Raw genomic sequence first — 19,312 nt, forward strand, 5'->3', positions numbered from 1 at the left:
CATTTGATAACCGACCAACGGGAGCTCACCGAAGGTAATCAGTAATCAACTTTGACTAAAATCACTGCGGAGTATTGATTTTATAAACAAATATATATGTAGTTGAATAAATATTCAATTAAAATTAGTTTTATTTTTTTATAACTTAGCAAGCCTGCCAAAAGCTCTTTCTGTCGGAAAATTTAGCTACAGCAAAGTATTAACCTGCCATCCCTCAAACATTTTGTTTTTTTAGAAAGCTTTATTTTTTATGATTTTATTCACGCAAATTCTCAGGGCATAGCTTATCAGTGTATACTCTTAAAAAGGCACACTTGAGAGTGGTGTTTTGTCATTAAACTCCTGCTTTTGCTTGAAAAAATAAGCAAATATCATCCAATAAATCCTGGTAATTATTGCCCCTGAAAAAAGTTGTTAATTCGTTTGTCATTTTCTGCTATTTTTTGCTAAATCATTGATTTTCTGCGGATTATAATTATTCTTTTGGACTTTGTAAATATATAGAGAGGGTAAGTGGGTAATAATGAGTAATAACGGGTAAGCGCCTGGAGGTGTATCAAGGGATTATCTATCTAGCATTCTCATTTTTTCACTGGCGTTAGTTTATCGCTTTGATGAAGTCTACGCCTGGATGAGAATAATTTTTATAACCATTAAAAACCTATACAATGATTAAATTACCTTTTTTACGCTTGCTGTTAGGTGTGCTGTGGGTAGCTTGCTACGGAGCAAGTGCTTGGGCGCAAAAGATACCCAATTGCAACTCTTCTATTATAGGGGTGAGCAACAGTAGCTTTGAGTCTCCCAATATTGCTTATGGCAACTTTCAGTACCGCCCTTCGGGAGCAAGTTGGACTTTTAGTAACGGGGCGGGTATTTCTGACAATAGGTCTGGATTTACCGGCGGCAATTCACAGGGTGCACCAATGGGCAACCAAGTGTTATTTTTGCAAAACCAAGGATACGCCCAGGTCACTATCAATGTGCCTACTGAGGGCGCCTATAGGGTGCGTTTGCAGGCTGCACAAAGGGCTTGGTTTAACTCTGGGCAAGGACAAACCGTGCGTGTATTGTTAGATGGCGCTACTGTTCAGGATATTGCCCCTACCAATACATCTTATCGCAATTACAACACAGCTATATGGTGGTTGTCTGCGGGTAGCCATACCCTTAGGTTAGCAGGCACTGCCAGTGTAGGCGATCAAACTGCGTTTGTAGATGATGTAAAATTAGAAAAACTACCTACCTGGTCACAAAACAGTAGTTGGCAAGGTGGTGCAAGACCTAACGCTGGCGATGTAGTGTCGATCCCACAAAATTGTACAATGGTGCTAGACAACAGTGTAGGCAATGCCGCTGCATTGATTCATGTAAGGGGGACGCTTACTGCTCCTTTAAATGGTGACTTTAGGTTGGCAACCCAAGGCATTCATGTAATGAATGGAGGAGGGTTATTGGTAGGTTCGAAAGAAGCTCCTTATGTTGCCAAAGGTAGTATTACCCTTACCGGAACAGGAGGGGTAAATCCAGAGGATGGCATGGGCTATAAGTTTATAGGTGCTATGAGTGGTGGCACAGTGGAGTTACACGGGCAACCCAAAAAATCCTGGACACAGCTAAAGACGACTGCGCTTGCTGGGCATAATTATATTGAGGTAGAAGCTACCACAGGTTGGAAAGTGGGTGACCGTATAGTGATAGCGTCTACTGATTTTGATATGAACCACGCCGAAGAACGAACGATTACTCGTATAGATGGTTCTAAGGTGTATTTGTCGAACCACCTTAGTTATAGGCACTTTGGGCAAAAGCAAACTTATCAACGAGTAATTGATAGGCGAACCCATAGATGGGAGCTGGATGAGCGAGCTGAAGTAGGCATGTTATCACGTAATTTAGTCATTCAAGGAGATGTGAGCAGTGCCAGTACTAAGTTTGGCGGGCATATCATGATGATGCAAGGATCTACTACGCGTATTTCTAATGTAGAGTTGTACCGTATGGGGCAACGTAATATCTTAAGGCGTTATCCTTTTCACTGGCACTTGGTGGGTGATGCCAGTGGGCAATATTTTAGCAATTCTAGTGTGCACCATACTTACAACCGTGCTATTACGGTGCATGGCACCAATAATACTGTAGTAGATCAAAATGTTTGCTATGATAATGTAGGGCATGCCGTATTTCTGGAAGATGGCAATGAAACGGGTAATCAGATTATTGGTAACCTAGGCTTGGTAACTCGCCGTCCTCACAAAGATTTTGTTTTATTGCCCAGTGATACTATAAAACATAGAAATGCCAGCGGGCCGTCTACTTTCTGGATTACCCACCCTCATAATACGGTACAAAACAACCGTGCGGCAGGCTCCGATGGGTCAGGTTTTTGGTTTGCTTTTCACGCTGAAGGCAATGGATTAAATTTTGCCAATGGGGCTTTTGACAATAATACCGCGCACTCTAGTTACCACGGCTGGTTGGTAGGCATGGGGCCCGACGGAAATGATAATGTACAGCTGACCCTTACCTATGATCCAAGCACTGAAGTGGTTATTAACAATCTGACAGTGTATAAAAACCAGTTGGGCAACTATTCCCGGATCAAAGGAAGAAACCGTACCAACGACGCGACGATTACCAACACATACAACAATATGATGGTGGCAGATAACTGGGAGGGAGAGACCAGTACCTGGAAAACCAACTACAACAGGGTGTTGTGGGTAGGAGCTTCAGACAATCACGAGCATGTGTCTAATATTGATACAGAGAAGGGGCTAGCTCCTTCAGAGAGGGGAGATAAATATGTGGTAGGCCATATTATTTACGATGGTCCGGTGCATATCAAAGACTCTTATTTTGCAGGCTTTGGTGATAAGTATGTGGGAGGTAAACTTTCCAAATTTAGTTTGTTTGACCAGTGGGGAGCCACCATTAGGTATATGGGGCATACCATGGAAAATACCATTGTAGATAATCCAAGCAGCTATCGAGTACATTTCAGAGAGGTTCAGGATCACAATGGAACTGATTTACAGTCTTTTTGGTTTGCCGGAATGATCTATGATATAGACGGGGCTATGACCAATCGACCTATGAATGCCATTACCCGCAATACGCCCATTATGGTAGATGGCACAAGCTTACCCATTGGTTCAGGCAATGCAAGTGAAGTTACCCATAGGTTTGCTTATGTAGAGTTACGTTCATCGGACGAAGATTATGGTCCAGCTAGTAAGCGTCGCCAAACCAGTACCTTGACTAGAGGTGATGGTGTGAGTTTTACTGAGCTACATCAACACTCGGCACTCGACGGAGTAGGATTACCCATTATGGTAAATGGGGTACATGACTATAAATATACTTATTCAAAATCTGTCATTCCTACCATTTCGAGGTTCGATTTTCATAGCATGAATCAGGGAGAGTATGTGATTTTAGAGGTCGAAAATGTACCCAGCGGATTTATTGTACGTAGGGTAACCCCTAGAGGTAAATATAGTTATTACGCAAATGATGGTTTACAACCTGTACCTAATCGTTTGTCTTTAACCAATTTGAAAAGTATGAACGGGTCAGGATATTACTATAACTCATTTACCAAAAGCTTGTATTTACGTTACCAGGCCTTGAGCGGTTCGTTTACTGATGATGGTATCATAGAATCGTTGATGGTGTGTACCAATGGCACTTGCAATGGTACAGTAGCCCGTACCCATACTGTAGTAGGCAACGATCAGTCAGAGAGTAACTCTGTAGTATACCCCAACCCGTTTGAGCATACTTTGCAGCTATCAGTCAAAGTAGCTAATAACGAAAAAGTGGTTTTTAAGATGTATGACTTGTTGGGCAAAGAAAGAAAACACTATGTACAACCAAATCTAAAAGCAGGTAAACATCAACTGAAGGTAAACGTGACAGATTTGCCTAAGGGCAATTATCTGTATCGTCTTCAGGTGGGCAATAAACATTTTGCCGGAAAGCTATTGAAGAAGTAGTTGAACAGAGGAAGCTTTTTACTTATTGCTAAAATCCCTGGTGTTTGTAATGCCAGGGATTTTTGGGTTTTATACTACCTGCTGATAAATATCTTTTAATAATACCTCTTTATTGTGTAATAAAAACGGTTTGGTATTGTCGCTATGCTTGATTATTTCCAGCTTCCAACCTTGTTCGTTACGAGTAAACAACTGTAGTAAGGGACGTTGCTCATCTATGAGCAGGTATTGCTCCAGATGGGGGACCTGCTGGTAAAACTCCCATTTTAGCTGCGTATCTGTTTGTTTGGTCTGAGGCGACATAATTTCTACCACTAATGCAGGGTTGAGCACAGCACTGGCTTGTTGGGGGGCCTCGTAAAGAATAGGAGCGCTGGGTAATAGCACAAAATCGGGGTATACATAAGCATCCACCAAGGGTATAAATACTAGCGAGGAAATTGTTGAAGCATTCTTGGAAAACAAATCAATAAGGTTTTGGACGATTTGACGATGAGCTTCACTGGCAGGTTCGCAGGCAACCAACTGCCCTTGGTGGTACTCCCATTGATTGGGTTGTTGACAGGCTTTTATCAAAAAATCTTCTTCTGTAATAGTCATATAAAAGGCTTTGCTTGAAGCCCAAAATTACAAAAGTTTTTAATCTTTAAGTACTCAAAGCTGGTTGTTGTGACAGGGGTACAATGTATTTGATTACTCTTTTCGCTTGAGTTTGCGCAGGCAAGCGTGCAAAAGCTGCAACATTTCCAAGCGTTCATTTTGGTCGAGCGATCCAAACATTACTTGGTTGGCGTCTACTCGCTTTTGCTCCATCTGGCTAATCACTTCAATGCCTTTCTCGGTGATTTTTAGCCTTTTACGCCTTCTGTCTATGGGGTCTTCTATTTGAGTAATTAATTCTTTTTGGCTCAGAATATTTACCAGGTTGGCAATGTTGGGCTTAGAAACATCCAGTGCTTCGGCTATATCTTTAGCAAATACTCCCTCTTTCATTCGTTGAGAATTTAAAAAAGGAATATTAGGGTCGCCATAAATGTATAGCAAAATCAACCATTGTTGGGTCGTAATACCTAACTCTTGGGTCAATACATCCCCTTTCTTAGTCATTTGAGCAGCCAGTTCTATAATGGTCAGTACTAAAGACTCTTCAACTGTTTCTTTGCGCATGGGTTTAGTTTTTAAGCCGAACTTGTTTAACTTTTATTCTTTAAGAGTAAAACAGGCAATATTGTTTTACAGGTAAGACTCAGCAATGAAGGTTTAACAAGGACTAACTAAGCCTTTTTAACGATAAAGTTTAAACAAGTTCATTATTAATGATAGTAACTTGAAGGCAAATTATAACATTTTATGCACAATAATACGAGTGGGGAATTTCTTCACATTATAGTAAACTAGGGTTAAAATAAGTAAGTAGATTAACCGAATATTACTATTTTAAACTCTTTTTATCTTGTCAGCAGACGTGTTGATCAGTCGGCTAGTTCATAGGGAATGAGGTTGATAGATAGTTTGCTGACAAGTTTAAAACATTCACCCTCCTCCAATAAACCTGTATTGTCTTCAGGGTAGTGCCAGTTAATGATTAGTTTGCCACCTTCGTTTTCATAATCTTTGAGCGTTCTGAATACAGTTGACATAATCTTGGATGAGCTGGAGTTGAGGTATAAAAAACGAAAGTCCCACTCCATCTGACCTTTTACCTCTTTGATGTAGGTGTCTATCCACTCCTGAATGGGCGCATAAAACGCTTGTGGATTTTCTATGAATGATTCCCCTTCCATAGAACATTTGCCAGTGGTGGCATTTAATTTTACGGCAGGAGTTAAAAAAGTTCCAGTGGTTTCTTCTATATGCAAATCTTTCATAACGGCAATTTATAATAAATCATTGAACGTAATATATACGATTAAATAAGACAAAATGAATTGTGAAATGCAATATTCAGAGGTTGAATACTGTGTGAGGAATGGTGTAAAAATAAATTTCTATAGTAACGCTAAAATATTTTGTTGCTAGACGCGGCACGGCAATATCCACTGGATATTGAGCGAGCTTGAGGGATGGCCGGCTAATAGCATCGCTATTCAGCTATTTTTTAACAACGTATAGCCTCAAAAGATGAGGTTAAGAATGTAAATTTATTTTGGTACCATTCCTAAGCATAGGTTAAGCGTTATTAAAACACCTCAAATACCTAGAAACAAAGGATGTTTTTTAAGCATTCAATATTGAAAACAATTCTCTTGGTGATAGAGCCCTTAAAGCGCTTTTAATTATGATCTTTATACACCCTGACACAACACCCAAGGTAGGTATATTCATCGTTGATTTTTTCTGTAACAACCTGTATTTTGTTGCCTGATAGCAGAGCTACCTGAAGTAGTCCTAACCCTCCTCCTTTGCTGGTGGGGTTGGTGGTTTTTTGAGCAAGCTCTGCTTTGAAATGGAACAAACCTGTACGATCTAGCGAGTTGATGTGGTTACAATGATCTTTGAGTGTTTCTACTGTTTCACTTTTCATCACATTGCCTGTAATCAATAGGTAAGCTTCTTCTTGTTCGTCCAACACAATCGTTCCTACCGACTCTGTGTCTTTCAATAGGTTATGTTCTTCTGAATATAATAAGATATTTTGAGCCAACTCTATAAAAATAGATTGTATTTTGTATTGAAGGTTGGTTTTGGTGAAGGTAGTACGGATAAAATGCCTTGCTTTGGCAATTAATTCATAATTAACCCCTCCCTTATACATGATAAGCGGAGATTTTACCCGAAAAATATTATTGTATACAAGAGACTTTGCCATATAAAAATCAACCATTTTTGCTGCCAATATCATCATCAAATATTTTAAGATAAATGGTTATTTAAAATTGTAAAAATATAACAATTAATGATCCCTGTGTTGATTAATTGTTGTGTTGGATTTTTGCCTAAGGAATGGTGTAAAAATAAATTTCTATAGTTTAATAAAATATTTTGTTGCTAGACGAGGCAAAAAATCGGCTAATAGCATCGCTATTCGGCTATTTTTTAACAAAGTATAGCCTCAAAAGATGAGGTTAAGAATGTAAATTTATTTTGGTACCATTCCTAAGCGTGAATTTATCTAAGCAATTTAGAAAGAAAAGGTAGTGTATGCAATTGTGAAAATAGTGATGATTTCTGCTGAAGTAACAAAAGCGTACAAAATTTAATACGATGGTTTGGTAAATATGGATACAGTATATTCTGAATAAGTTGTGCTTAGGCAATAATATGAGGCTAATTTGTCAATATTTTTGAATAAGTTTCAGGCAAAAATATAGTTTTTTGTAAACTATCTGTTCGTGTTACTATCCTTAAAATAAATACAAACGTGGTTTTATCAAGGGTGATTGTCTGTGCCCAAAAAGTAAGTAATGTCTAATCACCCTTGTTAATGATATGTACAGTCTATGCTTTGCCGTTACTTTATTTTTTGCGCAATGATGTGATGAAGACCATTTTCCAGGGCATTTACCTGTACGTTAAACCCATTGTTGTGAAGCAAGCGCTCTATGAGCCCAGGCGAAATTTTTATTTTATAATAACTACTTACTTTTTGTTGCCACTCTTCGTCTTTTTTTTCCCAAAGCAAATCTGTAACCCTTACTTTTTGCGCTTCATAGTTCAATACACAAGTCAATAGGCGTTCATTGTCACTTTTTACAGGTATAAACTCTTGAGTACCCGAGGGCTGGGTTGAATAATTTCGAAAAGAGCATAAAAACTTGCTGCCTTTTTTGAGGCATGCGGCTACATCTTGGATAAAAGTTTCGAGCGCACGGTCAGACACCAGGTGGGCAAGGGTATCACCCCAACAACCAATAAGTTCGGGCTGTAGATGGGCGTATTTTTTTATGTGTTGTATATTATCTTCCTGCGTGTGAATAATTAAATCACCTGCATTTTGCTGAAGCTCTGCCAATAGTTTTTTATTAAAATCTATAGCGGTAACTTCAAAGCCTTGCGTTGCTAATGCTACCGACTGAATGCCGTGTCCAGCGCCCAAATCTATGGCTACTTTGTTGCCTTGTGGCAAAATATTGTATGTTTCGAAAAACGCTTGTTGTTGTGTCATGCACTCATCAAAACTACCCATCATCCAGGAATAAAAACTCTGTAAGTGAGTATCATAGTGGGTTTTTACTTGTGAATCTGCCATCAATCTGAACTTTTGAGAATAAATTTGTATTTTTACCTACAAGTACCAAATAAGAAGTCAATGCTCAAAGCCATTTTTATATTTTTTATTCGAGTTTACCAAAAAGGCATCTCTCCTTACTTGCCTGCTACCTGTCGCTATCAACCTACTTGTTCGCATTATACCATAGAAGCCATCCAAACCCACGGAGCCCTCAAAGGCACGTGGTTGGGAATGAAACGGATATCGCGTTGTCACCCCATGGGAGGCAGTGGTTATGACCCTGTACCCCCTAAGGTAGGCAAGAAAAACCCTCCTCAAAAAACCAAAAATGATGATGATTAGTCTATGGTAGCAATATTGTTTTATTACCAAGCCATTGGTAGCTTCCACCTTTCACCCACAAGTTTTGTTAATCACTAAAAATAAGCGTGATAGAAAAAGTGTAGATGCTTGTTGAATCTACATTAACCTGCTGTGATGAGCTCAACATAGTTGAACAGGGTCTGGCATCAGTATCTAAGGACTTGCGACTTGTCGCTTAAAGCTTGCCCCTATCAGCACTTCTACCTCCCACCTATACATTATCATATTTAAAATTTTTCCTTTCCTGTTTACAAATTAGTGGCATCTGTTTATTTTCGCAGGATGAAGATAGACATGCACACCCACATTATACCGGAAAAGCTCCCCCGTTTTGCCGAAAAATTTGGTTATGGGGGCTTTATATACCTTGATCACCACAAAAAAGGAAAAGCCCGTATGTTAATGGACGGCAAGTTTTTCCGCGAAATCAAATCTAACTGCTGGGACCCGGTACTCCGCATCGAAGAATACAAAGCATATAATACCCAGGTGCAGGTAGTATGCACCATACCTGTGATGTTTAGCTACTGGGCACAGCCTCAAGATGGGCTGGACGTTGCCAGATTTTTGAATGATGACCTCGCCAAATTGGTGCAAGCACACCCTAAAAACTACATTGGTTTGGGTACCTTACCCATGCAAGACATAGACATGGCGGTAGAAGAACTACGTCGTTGCAAAGAGGAGTTAGGGTTTGCCGGGGTGCAAATAGGCTCTAACATTAACCAAAAAAACTTGAGCGAACCTGAGTTTCGGCCTTTCTTTCAGGCGTGCGAAGAGTTGGAAATGGCGGTTTTAATTCACCCTTGGGAGATGATGGGCATGGACAACATGCGCCGTTACTGGTTGCCTTGGTTGGTGGGTATGCCTGCCGAAACCACCCGCGCCATTACGTCTATGATCTTTAGCGGGGTTTTTGCCAGTTACCCTAAGCTACGTGTAGCATTTGCCCATGCTGGAGGTTCTTTCTTAGCTACATTGGGCAGAATAGAGCACGGATTTAATTGTCGCCCCGACCTTGTGGCAATTGACAATCCGGTAAATCCAAGAGAGTATTTGGGCAAGTTTTGGATTGATTGTATTACCCATGACACTACTATGCTCAAGTATGCCGTAGACATGATGGGGTCAAACCGGGTCACTTTAGGTTCTGACTATCCTTTTCCGTTGGGTGACCTGGAAATAGGGGCTTTTATCGAAGAAACTGATCTATCGGATGAAGACAAAGAAAACATTTACTGTAATGCTACCCTTGAGTGGCTCAACTTAAAAAAAGAAAAGTTTATGTAACAGAAAGAGGGGTAAGGGTTTGATTGATAAGTCGTCAATCAGGTTGTTCAGAAAGTTAAAAACATAGCCCAAAGTTTTATAAAACGGGGCTGTCTCATAACTCAAGTCTTGGCAAATTTCCTTAAAGGAAAAACAATTTTTAAAGTATTTTATACCTGACAGGTTTCCAAAACCTGTCAGGTATGATCAATCATTAAAATAATATTTTTCTAAAAATGATTATGAGACAGCTTCAAGTTTTATAAAAGAAAACCCTCACCAACCAAAAGTTGATGAGGGTTTTTTTGTGAATTTGGCAATGAACGGCCAAACTTATCCAAGGTTATTTATCTCTTGATCCAGCGAGAAGTACCTAGCTCTTTACCATTTAGCTTGGTTCTGATGTAGTACATGCCTTTAGGCAATTTGCTAGTATTGAACTGCTGCTTGGCACTTTTAAGGTTTTCAGACAATACCACTTTTCCATTTTTGTTTACTACCTCTACCTGATACTTAGCATCAGTAACTTTGATCTTGTTGGCAGACTTAATCTCTACAGTCAAGTCAGCGTTAGATGGGTTTGGAGAGATACGTAAAGGATCAATAGAACCGTTACAGTAAGGCGCACGAATAATTCTGGTAGCAGTAATAGACTGACCATTACAAGTAACCGTTACTCTTGCTGTAAAAGAAGCTCTTGAGTTAGCAATTGCAGTAGCAAACGCACTGTTGTTGTTGATTATGTTGGCAGCACCACTAATCACTGTCCACTGATAAGTTACCGGACTAGAACCAGAACCAGTAAGAGTGGCTCTCATGTCAATAATGGCTCTTCTTCCAATACACTCAGCCGATAGTTGACTAATAGCAACTGCAGTAGGGCAACCTGGTACACTTACACTTACAGAACGAGCCGCAGTACAAGGAGCAGTACCGCTCTTGTAGCGAGCATAATATAAAGTTCCGTTGCTAGTACCTCTTACCGATACAGTACGACCAGTGTTGCTTCCTACGATGCTTAAACCACCAGTAGTAGACCAAAAATACTTTGCTCCAGATTGATTAGTGGCAGTATAAATACGTGTTTCGCCAGCTAACATAGAACTTGTTCCGCTAACGCTGCATTGTGCCGATACATTGTTGGCAAATGCCACCATGAACAATAACGTCATGGCAAACAGAGTAGTAAATTTTTTCATGTAGATAATAGTTAATTAAGGTTTAAAAAAACATAACCTGGGTACTTATGCGACAAGCAAATTGTGGCTCAATTACAGGTGCATAAAATAGTCAGGTACCAGAAAACAATGTAAAAATACGAAGTGTATTTTGACTTATTTCCTGAAATAGTTGTAGGGCAAAAGTATATGATAAGAACGGGTAAGATTGGGTAATTATGGGTAATATTGAGTAATTATTGGGAGTTGATGAAACAAAAAGAGGGTTAATCCTGTAAAAAGGCACGTATAATTATTATATAACTCAAACAACATCCGGTTACAAAGGGCTTGTAACCGGATGTTGTGTATACTATACTGGAGGGTGGCGCCTCACAACGCCCTTGCACAATCAATTACTAAAGATTCCATTCGTCCAGCAAAAACTCAATCTTAGGGCTGTATTGGTCGTTGCGCTGACACTCGTCAATAAAACCGCGCACATCATCTTTGCTAAGGGTGCGTTGTCCTTCCTGAATAAACTTTTTGACCCTGGTGACCAGCAAATCAGCATTGGTGGCCTGGGGCTTTTTTAGTAAGTTATCTATCCTTAGGCGGTTCATCAATGTTTTTATATCCGATGAAGTCATTCCTACACTTTCTTCACCCAAATAATTAAAATATACCTGTTCTACTTCTATAATACCATGTTGTTTCTGGGCAAGTTCTTTATTGAGTAGTTCGAGGTAGTAGTGAAAAATCTCGGCACGTTCTTGTTCGTTGGGTGGAAAAATAGGGATTTTTAGGTCAAATCTGCCTGAACGCTTAAGTGCTGAATCTAATTGGCTGATTTTGTTAGTTGCCCCTACCACCAGCACATTACTTTCGTCTATGTTGTTCATTTCTATCAACAACTGATTAATTGTTGCTTTTTGGTCAGTATGTGCTTGTTGGTTGTTTCGGCTAAAGCCAATACTTTCGAGTTCATCCATAAACAATAATGAAGGGCTTTTGGATTGTGCCTGCGAAAAAATGTCTTTGATATTCTTTTGGGTTTGTCCTATCCACATGCTTTGAATATCGGCAGGCGAAAAGCTAAAGAAATACCTGCCTAGCTCGCTGGCAAAAGCATTGGACAAATAGGTTTTGCCACAACCTGATAGCCCATAAAAAATAATTCCTCCGAGCCCCAGGCTATGGTGCTCGTCCTGAAGCTGAATCAGGTCTTTAAGCATGGCTTTTTCTTCGTGTAAGCCCTTTACCTGGTCAAACGACAAAGCCTTGGTGGTAGGCAGTGCTGTAGTACTGGGTAGCTGGGGGGCTTGCATTACCACTTGGTGGGTAGGCAATGCAATCTCGTCGAAGTGCACCGGCACCAATTCGTGGTTGGCATAGTCAGGTGCCATCAACACAATTTTAAATTGGCTGTTAAACGATTTCTTAAGTGTACTTTGTAGTATTTGCTGAATTTTCTTGAGCTGATAATAGTTGCGGGCAATCTCAAAACCTGGTACTACCAGCCAAAACTCTTTCAGGTTTTTTTTCCAACCCCGGCTCTCGCTTTTAATGCTTGATACCAAGTCGATATGAATATTTTTGTCTCTTATTTTTTGCCCAAGTGTTTTTATCTCTACAATGATTTCATTTTTGACCATTACATCAGGGTTTGCAGCAAACTCGTAATCCTCGGTTACATGGTATCGGCTGCTATTGGCATTGGTGTTAATGTCAGGCAAAGCATAACCATAGCGTTTGTGTAGGGTATTGAGCGCAAAATATTGCAAATGCAAAAATTCATCATTTTCATAGTTCCACTGCATGAGGTTAAACACTTCCGGCTGCATGTGGAGCAGCAACTGTGTTTCTGCCATTTTTTGGGCTTTTTGCAACAACGAAAACCCACTTGCCAATGGTAAAGATTCATCGATAGGGTAGTGGGGCAACTCTAACAAAAACCTAAAGTGTTGATATATTTTGTGTAATGCCTCGGCTGGTATCTCGCTTTGGCGGGCAAACTTACAGCGCAGTGTAAACACATAGGGAAACTTTTGATTTACCTGGGCAATCAGACTATCCATTACCTCTTGTCGTTGTTTGGCGGCCACCTGTTTTTGTGAGGGGCAGTTAAACACAATAAAAAACTGGTCTGAATAGTACTTGTTGGCATACAATGCCAATTGATTAAACTTTTGGGTAAATTTTTCGGATTGTAACAACGATGCTCCGTTTTCGCCCAAAATGACCTGTTCCATATTTTTTTGGTCGAAATTGTAGAGATCGTAAAAGCTCCAGATATTAGCCACAGGCAGGTCGTTACCCGATGGGTCAGTAGCTAGTTGGCCAAGCTCCATTTGCCCTATATCGCCTACTTTAAAATCGTTGCGGTATTGTCTTTTGCGTAGCAGTTCAAACGATAGCACTTTTTCTATCACGTCTGAATAAAAATTTTCTTCTTGTGGAACGATAAATAAGCTTACTGGAGAAAAAGAGTCCAGTGCGGCTTGAAACCGTTCATATTCTTCGGGTGAACCAAAATCAAATAAATATTTAAAAAAATCTTCGACGACAGGCAATGTTTGAGGCACATTTGCCGGAAGGCGATCATTTTCGTCGCTTATAAGACTAAAATGTAGCCAGGTATCTGCTGGTAGCTCGCCAGTAAGTGTTGGGCTTACTTCTAGTTGATGTTCTTCCAGTTGTTGATAAAACATTTCAAGAAACTCTTGAAAGCTTTCTGTAAGGTTTACTTTCTTAAGCAACGTACTGACTCTGCGTCGGGTGGTGTTAACAGAAGAGCTGTGAATACTTTTGAGAATTGATTGTATAAAAGTTTGTATTTCCATTCTTGTTCCTGTAATTTTCAATCACCTGCGTAATAATTATTGTTAGCGGTTTTATTGAAATAGCCTGCAAAGGTACAATATTTTTTATTGGTTCAGATGATTGAAGTAAAACAACTTACCAAAAAATACGGCGATACCAGGGTAGTACATGCAGTTTCGTTTTCGGTAGCCCCCCAGGAAACCCTGGTATTGTTGGGTGCAAGTGGGTTGGGCAAAACCACTACTCTTAAGATGCTCAATCGTTTGGTAGAACCATCATCAGGAGTGATACGCATCAATGGTGAGGATGGTTTGCAATAAATTCCTGAACAGCTGTTACGCAATCCAAAATGTAGGGCTGTTTCTGCATTATACGGCGGCTCAAAACGTAGCAGTAGTACCACAATTGTTGGGGTGGCACAAAGACAAAATAGACCAGAGGGCCAAAGAGTTGTTAGACTGTTTACTGGAACAGGTGTCGATTCACAACGAGAAAACCATTACTATAAGGGTGTTAAACAACGAAGGGCAGCAAATGACACAGTTGATGTAAGTCTATTACCAATGGCAACAAACGCTCTTTAATTGGCTAACGCAACGCTCGCCAAGGCTTGGTTACGAATGGACACTGTGTGGATTGCCTTGACGAAGCACAAAGGTTTTGGAAAAACTAAAAGCCAAAACAAGACATAAAAACTAAACAAGAATAACATGTTATACGGACACGGGGACGACGTGTATTTACAGCCTCATACTATAGAGGCAAACTTTAGTACCAATGTATATGAAGCACCAGGGCTTTTGGGGCTCAAGCAATATGTGTTTGAGCAATGGCATACGGTGGCATCTTACCCCGAAGTGCTTGCCGAAAGCTTGCGCCAAAGAATAGCCAACCACCATCAAGTATCAGAAAAACAGGTGTTGGTACTCAATGGTGCCGAAGAAGGTATTCACTTGGTAGCACAGTTATATGCTGGCAAGTCTACTACTATATTTACACCTACCTTTGCTGAGTACGAAGACGCTTGTAAGATACACCATCACCACTCTATTACTTTTGTGCCAGGCAAACACCTGCTTCATTGGAAACCACAAGGGGCTACACTTACTTTTATTTGTAACCCCAACAATCCCACAGGCACTACAGTACCTGTCGAACACATTGCCTACTTGTTGGAACAATACCCTACCACTATTTTTTGTATTGACGAAGCATTCATAGATTTTACCGAGGTCATTGACTCTCACGTGCCACTTATCCGCGACTACCCTAACCTTATTGTGTTAAAATCACTCACCAAAAACTTTGCTATTCCAGGCTTACGTTTGGGGTATTTGTTAGCCGCCGAACCTTTGATAAGGGCAATACAAAGCATTAAAGTAGCCTGGTCGGTCAATGCCTTGGCTATAGCTGCTGGGAAGTATATTTTTGATCATTATGCCGAAATCAGTCCCGCTATACACAGCTTGTTGGTAGAAAAAAAACGTTGGCTTGCCGAGCTTCAGCAAATACCTCATTTTGAGTGGATAGAAAGTGATACCCATTTTTGGCTGGGTAAGGTACTCAATGGTACAGCTCAAGAACTCAAAGATTACCTGAGTCATGAACATCGTCTATTGATCCGAAACGCTACCAATTTTAGAGGACTCGACCATCAATACTTTAGGGTGGCCACCCTTACTGCCGAAAAAAATAATTTACTCACTCAAGCTTTGAAAGCCTGGAATGCTACCCGTTAATTTTTTTCACTATTCCTGAGTAAATACACGCTAAGTAACGTGCTCAAAATAAGTTTTTGGTTTTTAGGACAAATACGTGCAACTGGCTGAGGCATTTAGCCTTTGGCAGAGCTCAGCGCAGCGTAGCTGCAGCTATCGGTTTTTGCGCTCATAGAGCTTGAACCCCGAACTTGATTCGGGGCAGCGCTACGGGCAATAAAAACTTACAGTCCCGGCGGAGCTGCCGGGGTAACGAAAGGCAGTAAAGCGAACCGCAGAACGAAGTTCAAGCTCTGCGAATCTAATTTATTCTAAATCGGACAGCTTCAGATTTCTTATCGGGGTTATTGTTGAGGGCTACGCCCGAAATCCCGTTCACGGGGCAAACACGTTACTTAGCATTGAAGTGGTACTGTTGCTTGATACTCAATCTTGTTATTTTATGCATAGCTATATCGGGGAGTCACTCCTCCCTTGCCTGCCCTTATTGTTAGGGTATTTGCTCGATCTTTTGTTGGGAGACCCTCGCAGGCTACCTCATCCCATTCGTTGGTTTGGCAACAGTATCTCTCTGAGCGAAAAACTGCTCAATCGTGGGCGAGCCAGGTTTCTCAAAGGGGCATTGCTTACCATTGGGTTGGTTGCGCTGGTATTTATAAGTTTGGCTTTCGCCGAAAAATGGATAAATCAGTTACACCCGTTGGCGGGGATTTTATTGAGCACCCTAGGCGTATTCTATGGTTTGGCAAACAAAAGCCTTATTCAAGAAGGCAAAGCCGTATTTGACACCTTAGACCAACAAGGAGTAGAGGCAGGTAGAAAGCGGCTTGCGTGGATTGTAGGCAGAGATACTGGGCAACTTAGCCCCCAACAAATACGAGTTGCTGTATTTGAAACTATGTCCGAAAACCTGAGCGATGGAGTCATTGCCCCTTTATTTTTTTATGCCTTGTTTGGGGTGCCAGGTATCATGGCGTATAAAATGGTCAATACGCTTGACTCGATGATTGGTTACCACAACGACCGCTACGAGCAGTTTGGTAAATTTGCTGCCCGACTCGACGACTTACTCAATTTTGTACCCGCCCGACTTACTGCTTTGTTGATGGTGTTGGTCAGTTTTAACGGGCGTGCCCTGTGTTTTGTATACAAGTACGGCCGCCAACACAAAAGCCCCAATGCAGGTTATCCTGAAGCTGCGTTAGCAGGTATTCTTAACTGTAGGTTTGGCGGACCTAACAAGTATCACGGGGTTTGGGTACCCAAACCCTACATAGGGCAGCAAGAGCGCCCCATCAGCCACCCCGAGTTTGGCAGGGTGGCTACTATAAATCACCTCACTACGGCACTCATGGTAGGGTTTATGGTGAGTTTATGTATAATAGAGGCTTTGCCGCTGATTTAAAACACCACCTCACAATTGGGCAACCAGCTTTGTACTTCGGCTATTTTAGCCTCAGGTATCGGGTTATTAATCAGGTCGAGCGTTTCCAGGTTTTGCAACTGCCCAATTTCATTGGGTACATCAGTCAGTTCATTGTCTGCCAAATGGAGCCCTTTAAGTGCAGACAGTTGTCCGATGCTGGCAGGTAGTGCCCTTAATCGGTTCACCTCCAGCATCAGCAGTTCCAGATTTTGTAAGTTGCCTATGCATTCGGGCAATGCCCGCAATTCGTTTGCGTGTGCTACTAGCTTGGTGAGTTGTCGCAGTTGGCAAAGTTCATCAGGTAAACTTACCAGTTGGTTTTCCTCTATACCCAACCGCTGTAATTGCGTGAGTTGTCCAATTTCGGCAGGCAAAGCTGTAAGTTGGTTGTATTCTAACGATAGGTTTTGCAACTTTGACAATTGCCCGATTTCTGCAGGCAAGGTGGTAAACCGAGTGTAAGTTATCCCTAAGTTTATGAGTGATTGCATCAAGCCAATCTCGGGAGGTAATTCACTCAGATCATCATCATCGTCTAAATAAAATTTTTTTAGTTGCAAAAACTCTTGGTCATGTATACCATAGCGTAGGCACATAAACCAATAGTTTTGCAGAATAGTTATTACCCTTGGGCCATAAGCACCCTTGAGACCAACGCATAACTGGAAAGCCACTGCTACATTCTTAACATCTTCGCTCTCAAGCAACTGTAATATTTTGTCGTCATCACTCATTGTCAAACTGTTATTGTACCCAATCAATGTCTTTTTTGAGCAAATTCATCGTTTTTTCTTCCTCGCTCCCCGGTTGTGCCTGGTAGTTGTATACCCAAGAGGCATGGGCGGGCAAACTCATCAAAATAGATTCAATGCGTCCCGATGTCTCCAGCCCAAACTTGGTGCCTTTGTCATACACCAGGTTAAACTCCACATAGCGGCCGCGGCGTACCCGTTGCCATTCTTTGTGTTTTTCATCAAACGATTTATTACGGTTTTCACCAATAAGGTACGTATATATAGGAGCAAATGCATTGCCTACCGACTGAACAAAAGCAAAGCGGTCTTCCAGCGAAATGTCATCAGTAGCCTGGAGGCGGTCAAAGAAAATACCTCCAACACCCCTGGTCTCATTGCGGTGTGGAATATAAAAATAATTGTCTGCCCACTGTTTAAACTCAGTGTAATAATCGGTGTGGTGTTGGTCGCATACCTGCTTGAGTTGCTCATGAAAAAACTGCGCCTGTTGGGGTACTATATAGATAGGGGTAAGGTCTATGCCTCCACCAAACCAGGCGGTGCCAGTAGATAGTTCAAAATAGCGAACATTCATGTGTATAATAGGAACCATAGGGTTGGCAGGGTGAAGCACTATAGATACCCCCGTAGCGTAAAAATCGGAAGGAGGGAAGCCCATTTTGTCTTGTAGTGCCTGAGGAGTGCGACCAAATACCGATGAAAAATTTACCCCACCTTTTTCTATCACCTGGCCGTTGCGCATGATACGGGTGCGCCCACCACCACCGCCAGGGCGTTCCCACAAATCTTCCTCAAACTTTGCCTTGCCGTCTGCGTTTTCGAGGGCTGCACAAATATTATCCTGTAAACCCTTAAACCAATTGGTGTATTTTTCTTTTGCCATAATCTGATAGTTTCAGTGGCGATGGGCAAGTCGTAAGTCTACCCAATGCCGTCCTTACATACTTTAAATTAAAATTGGGACGAATTTAGTGATTTTTTTAATTATGAATAGACGCGAAGCTTTTTCAATTACGAATTGGTCAATTACGAATTACGAATTGACGCGAAGCGACGCTAAAAACTATAGTCTACAGACTTTGGACTAAATTACGAATGGGTTTGAAGTGACTCTGGACTACGGACTCCCGACTCTGGACTAAATTACAAATGGGTTTGAAGTGACTATGGACTACGGACTCCCGACTCTGGACTAAATTACGAACCGACCGGAGGGCGCTCTGCTTTAGCTAATTGGTGCGAAGCTTTTTAATTACAAATTACGAATAGGTCAATTACGAATGGCTTCGCGTAATTCGTAATTCGGAGTGTACGAAGTCTTGTAATTTACTGATAATAAATGTTTTACAGAATCAAAACGAATTCAAGTAAGGTCGTTTATTCCTTTAAAAGACGGCGTATGTAATCAGGTTTGTTCTTCGCGTGGGCAACCATTCCGATAAACCGCGAACTTCCATTGCATTACAGCAAGGGATTGCCCCTACATTTAGCACCTTGATTTATATGTAAATACCTGTATATCAAGAATTTTAGAAACTTCGTGCAATCCCAATTCGTAATTCGTAATTCTCAAGCTCGTAATTCCTAATGGCTTCGCCCAATTCGTAATTCGTAATTCTCAAGCTCGTAATT

General features: G+C 41.0%; 16 protein-coding genes. 7 read left to right on the forward strand and 9 right to left on the reverse strand.

Features of this window, described 5'->3' with window-relative positions:
- Window positions 1–668 precede the first annotated feature (668 nt).
- Window positions 669–3,998, forward strand: coding sequence for a G8 domain-containing protein (locus Q0954_RS21750; RefSeq protein ID WP_299460348.1), 3,330 nt, complete (start codon window positions 669–671; stop codon window positions 3,996–3,998).
- 69 nt (window positions 3,999–4,067) lie between these two features.
- Here Q0954_RS21750 and Q0954_RS21755 read toward each other — a convergent pair whose 3' ends face one another.
- The 5 genes from Q0954_RS21755 to Q0954_RS21775 all read right to left on the reverse strand — a co-directional run bounded on the left by Q0954_RS21755 (window position 4,068) and on the right by Q0954_RS21775 (window position 8,187).
- Window positions 4,068–4,598, reverse strand: coding sequence for a Uma2 family endonuclease (locus Q0954_RS21755; RefSeq protein ID WP_299460350.1), 531 nt, complete (start codon window positions 4,596–4,598; stop codon window positions 4,068–4,070).
- A gap of 93 nt (window positions 4,599–4,691) precedes the next feature.
- The gene (locus Q0954_RS21760; RefSeq protein ID WP_299460352.1) at window positions 4,692–5,165 is read right to left on the reverse strand and encodes a MarR family transcriptional regulator; all 474 of its coding nucleotides are present in this window, start codon (window positions 5,163–5,165) and stop codon (window positions 4,692–4,694) included.
- A gap of 305 nt (window positions 5,166–5,470) precedes the next feature.
- Window positions 5,471–5,866, reverse strand: a complete 396-nt coding sequence (locus Q0954_RS21765) for a DUF1987 domain-containing protein (protein WP_299460353.1) — start codon at window positions 5,864–5,866, stop codon at window positions 5,471–5,473.
- 404 nt (window positions 5,867–6,270) lie between these two features.
- Window positions 6,271–6,807, reverse strand: coding sequence for a SiaB family protein kinase (locus Q0954_RS21770; protein WP_299460355.1), 537 nt, complete (start codon window positions 6,805–6,807; stop codon window positions 6,271–6,273).
- A 642-nt stretch (window positions 6,808–7,449) separates the two neighbouring features.
- Entirely contained in the window at window positions 7,450–8,187 is a 738-nt protein-coding gene (locus Q0954_RS21775) for a bifunctional 2-polyprenyl-6-hydroxyphenol methylase/3-demethylubiquinol 3-O-methyltransferase UbiG (RefSeq protein WP_299460357.1), read from the reverse strand.
- A 60-nt stretch (window positions 8,188–8,247) separates the two neighbouring features.
- Between Q0954_RS21775 and yidD the strand changes: the two genes are divergently transcribed.
- Window positions 8,248–8,511: a membrane protein insertion efficiency factor YidD gene (gene yidD / locus Q0954_RS21780; RefSeq protein ID WP_299460359.1), complete on the forward strand. Its 264-nt coding sequence runs from the start codon at window positions 8,248–8,250 to the stop codon at window positions 8,509–8,511.
- Window positions 8,512–8,790: 279 nt separating this feature from the next.
- Entirely contained in the window at window positions 8,791–9,822 is a 1,032-nt protein-coding gene (locus Q0954_RS21785; protein WP_299460362.1) for an amidohydrolase family protein, read from the forward strand.
- Between the two features lie 326 nt (window positions 9,823–10,148).
- On the opposite strand, the gene Q0954_RS21790 is transcribed toward Q0954_RS21785, so the two are convergent.
- The gene (locus tag Q0954_RS21790) at window positions 10,149–11,000 is read right to left on the reverse strand and encodes a T9SS type A sorting domain-containing protein (protein WP_299460365.1); all 852 of its coding nucleotides are present in this window, start codon (window positions 10,998–11,000) and stop codon (window positions 10,149–10,151) included.
- A 377-nt stretch (window positions 11,001–11,377) separates the two neighbouring features.
- Complete coding sequence (locus Q0954_RS21795; protein WP_299460367.1) at window positions 11,378–13,801, reverse strand: ATP-binding protein; 2,424 nt, start codon at window positions 13,799–13,801, stop codon at window positions 11,378–11,380.
- Window positions 13,802–13,897: 96 nt separating this feature from the next.
- On the opposite strand from Q0954_RS21795, the gene Q0954_RS21800 reads away from it, so the two are divergent.
- The 4 genes from Q0954_RS21800 (at window position 13,898) to cbiB (ending at window position 16,904) form a co-directional block, all read left to right on the forward strand.
- Window positions 13,898–14,101: an ATP-binding cassette domain-containing protein gene (locus tag Q0954_RS21800; protein WP_299460370.1), complete on the forward strand. Its 204-nt coding sequence runs from the start codon at window positions 13,898–13,900 to the stop codon at window positions 14,099–14,101.
- Entirely contained in the window at window positions 14,088–14,333 is a 246-nt protein-coding gene (locus Q0954_RS21805) for a hypothetical protein (protein WP_299460373.1), read from the forward strand. The genes Q0954_RS21800 and Q0954_RS21805 overlap by 14 nt, the downstream gene beginning before the upstream one ends.
- A gap of 158 nt (window positions 14,334–14,491) precedes the next feature.
- Complete coding sequence (locus Q0954_RS21810; RefSeq protein ID WP_299460375.1) at window positions 14,492–15,520, forward strand: aminotransferase class I/II-fold pyridoxal phosphate-dependent enzyme; 1,029 nt, start codon at window positions 14,492–14,494, stop codon at window positions 15,518–15,520.
- A gap of 421 nt (window positions 15,521–15,941) precedes the next feature.
- Window positions 15,942–16,904 (forward strand): adenosylcobinamide-phosphate synthase CbiB, encoded by a 963-nt coding sequence (gene cbiB / locus Q0954_RS21815; RefSeq protein ID WP_299460377.1) that lies wholly within the window; start codon window positions 15,942–15,944, stop codon window positions 16,902–16,904.
- On the opposite strand, the gene Q0954_RS21820 is transcribed toward cbiB, so the two are convergent.
- Together Q0954_RS21820 and hemF are read right to left on the reverse strand one after the other, a co-directional pair.
- Window positions 16,901–17,659 carry a leucine-rich repeat domain-containing protein gene (locus tag Q0954_RS21820; RefSeq protein WP_299460379.1) on the reverse strand — a complete coding sequence of 253 codons (759 nt, stop codon included), beginning with the start codon at window positions 17,657–17,659 and terminating at the stop codon, window positions 16,901–16,903. The genes cbiB and Q0954_RS21820 overlap by 4 nt on opposite strands.
- A gap of 10 nt (window positions 17,660–17,669) precedes the next feature.
- Window positions 17,670–18,563 (reverse strand): oxygen-dependent coproporphyrinogen oxidase, encoded by an 894-nt coding sequence (gene hemF / locus Q0954_RS21825; RefSeq protein WP_299460381.1) that lies wholly within the window; start codon window positions 18,561–18,563, stop codon window positions 17,670–17,672.
- Window positions 18,564–19,312: the final 749 nt, after the last annotated feature.

Source organism: uncultured Microscilla sp., assembly GCF_947493425.1.
Taxonomy (GTDB): Bacteria; Bacteroidota; Bacteroidia; order Cytophagales; family Microscillaceae; genus Microscilla.

What these genes read in the sequence shown, in the direction of transcription:
- Q0954_RS21750 (WP_299460348.1), top strand. Translation starts at nt 669, where the DNA reads ATGATTAAATTACCTTTTTTACGCTTGCTGTTAGGTGTGCTGTGGGTA.
- Q0954_RS21755 (WP_299460350.1), bottom strand. Translation starts at nt 4,598, where the DNA reads ATGACTATTACAGAAGAAGATTTTTTGATAAAAGCCTGTCAACAACCC.
- Q0954_RS21760 (WP_299460352.1), bottom strand. Translation starts at nt 5,165, where the DNA reads ATGCGCAAAGAAACAGTTGAAGAGTCTTTAGTACTGACCATTATAGAA.
- Q0954_RS21765 (WP_299460353.1), bottom strand. Translation starts at nt 5,866, where the DNA reads ATGAAAGATTTGCATATAGAAGAAACCACTGGAACTTTTTTAACTCCT.
- Q0954_RS21770 (WP_299460355.1), bottom strand. Translation starts at nt 6,807, where the DNA reads ATGGCAAAGTCTCTTGTATACAATAATATTTTTCGGGTAAAATCTCCG.
- Q0954_RS21775 (WP_299460357.1), bottom strand. Translation starts at nt 8,187, where the DNA reads ATGGCAGATTCACAAGTAAAAACCCACTATGATACTCACTTACAGAGT.
- yidD (WP_299460359.1), top strand. Translation starts at nt 8,248, where the DNA reads ATGCTCAAAGCCATTTTTATATTTTTTATTCGAGTTTACCAAAAAGGC.
- Q0954_RS21790 (WP_299460365.1), bottom strand. Translation starts at nt 11,000, where the DNA reads ATGAAAAAATTTACTACTCTGTTTGCCATGACGTTATTGTTCATGGTG.
- Q0954_RS21795 (WP_299460367.1), bottom strand. Translation starts at nt 13,801, where the DNA reads ATGGAAATACAAACTTTTATACAATCAATTCTCAAAAGTATTCACAGC.
- Q0954_RS21800 (WP_299460370.1), top strand. Translation starts at nt 13,898, where the DNA reads ATGATTGAAGTAAAACAACTTACCAAAAAATACGGCGATACCAGGGTA.
- Q0954_RS21805 (WP_299460373.1), top strand. Translation starts at nt 14,088, where the DNA reads ATGGTTTGCAATAAATTCCTGAACAGCTGTTACGCAATCCAAAATGTA.
- Q0954_RS21810 (WP_299460375.1), top strand. Translation starts at nt 14,492, where the DNA reads ATGTTATACGGACACGGGGACGACGTGTATTTACAGCCTCATACTATA.
- cbiB (WP_299460377.1), top strand. Translation starts at nt 15,942, where the DNA reads ATGCATAGCTATATCGGGGAGTCACTCCTCCCTTGCCTGCCCTTATTG.
- Q0954_RS21820 (WP_299460379.1), bottom strand. Translation starts at nt 17,659, where the DNA reads ATGAGTGATGACGACAAAATATTACAGTTGCTTGAGAGCGAAGATGTT.
- hemF (WP_299460381.1), bottom strand. Translation starts at nt 18,563, where the DNA reads ATGGCAAAAGAAAAATACACCAATTGGTTTAAGGGTTTACAGGATAAT.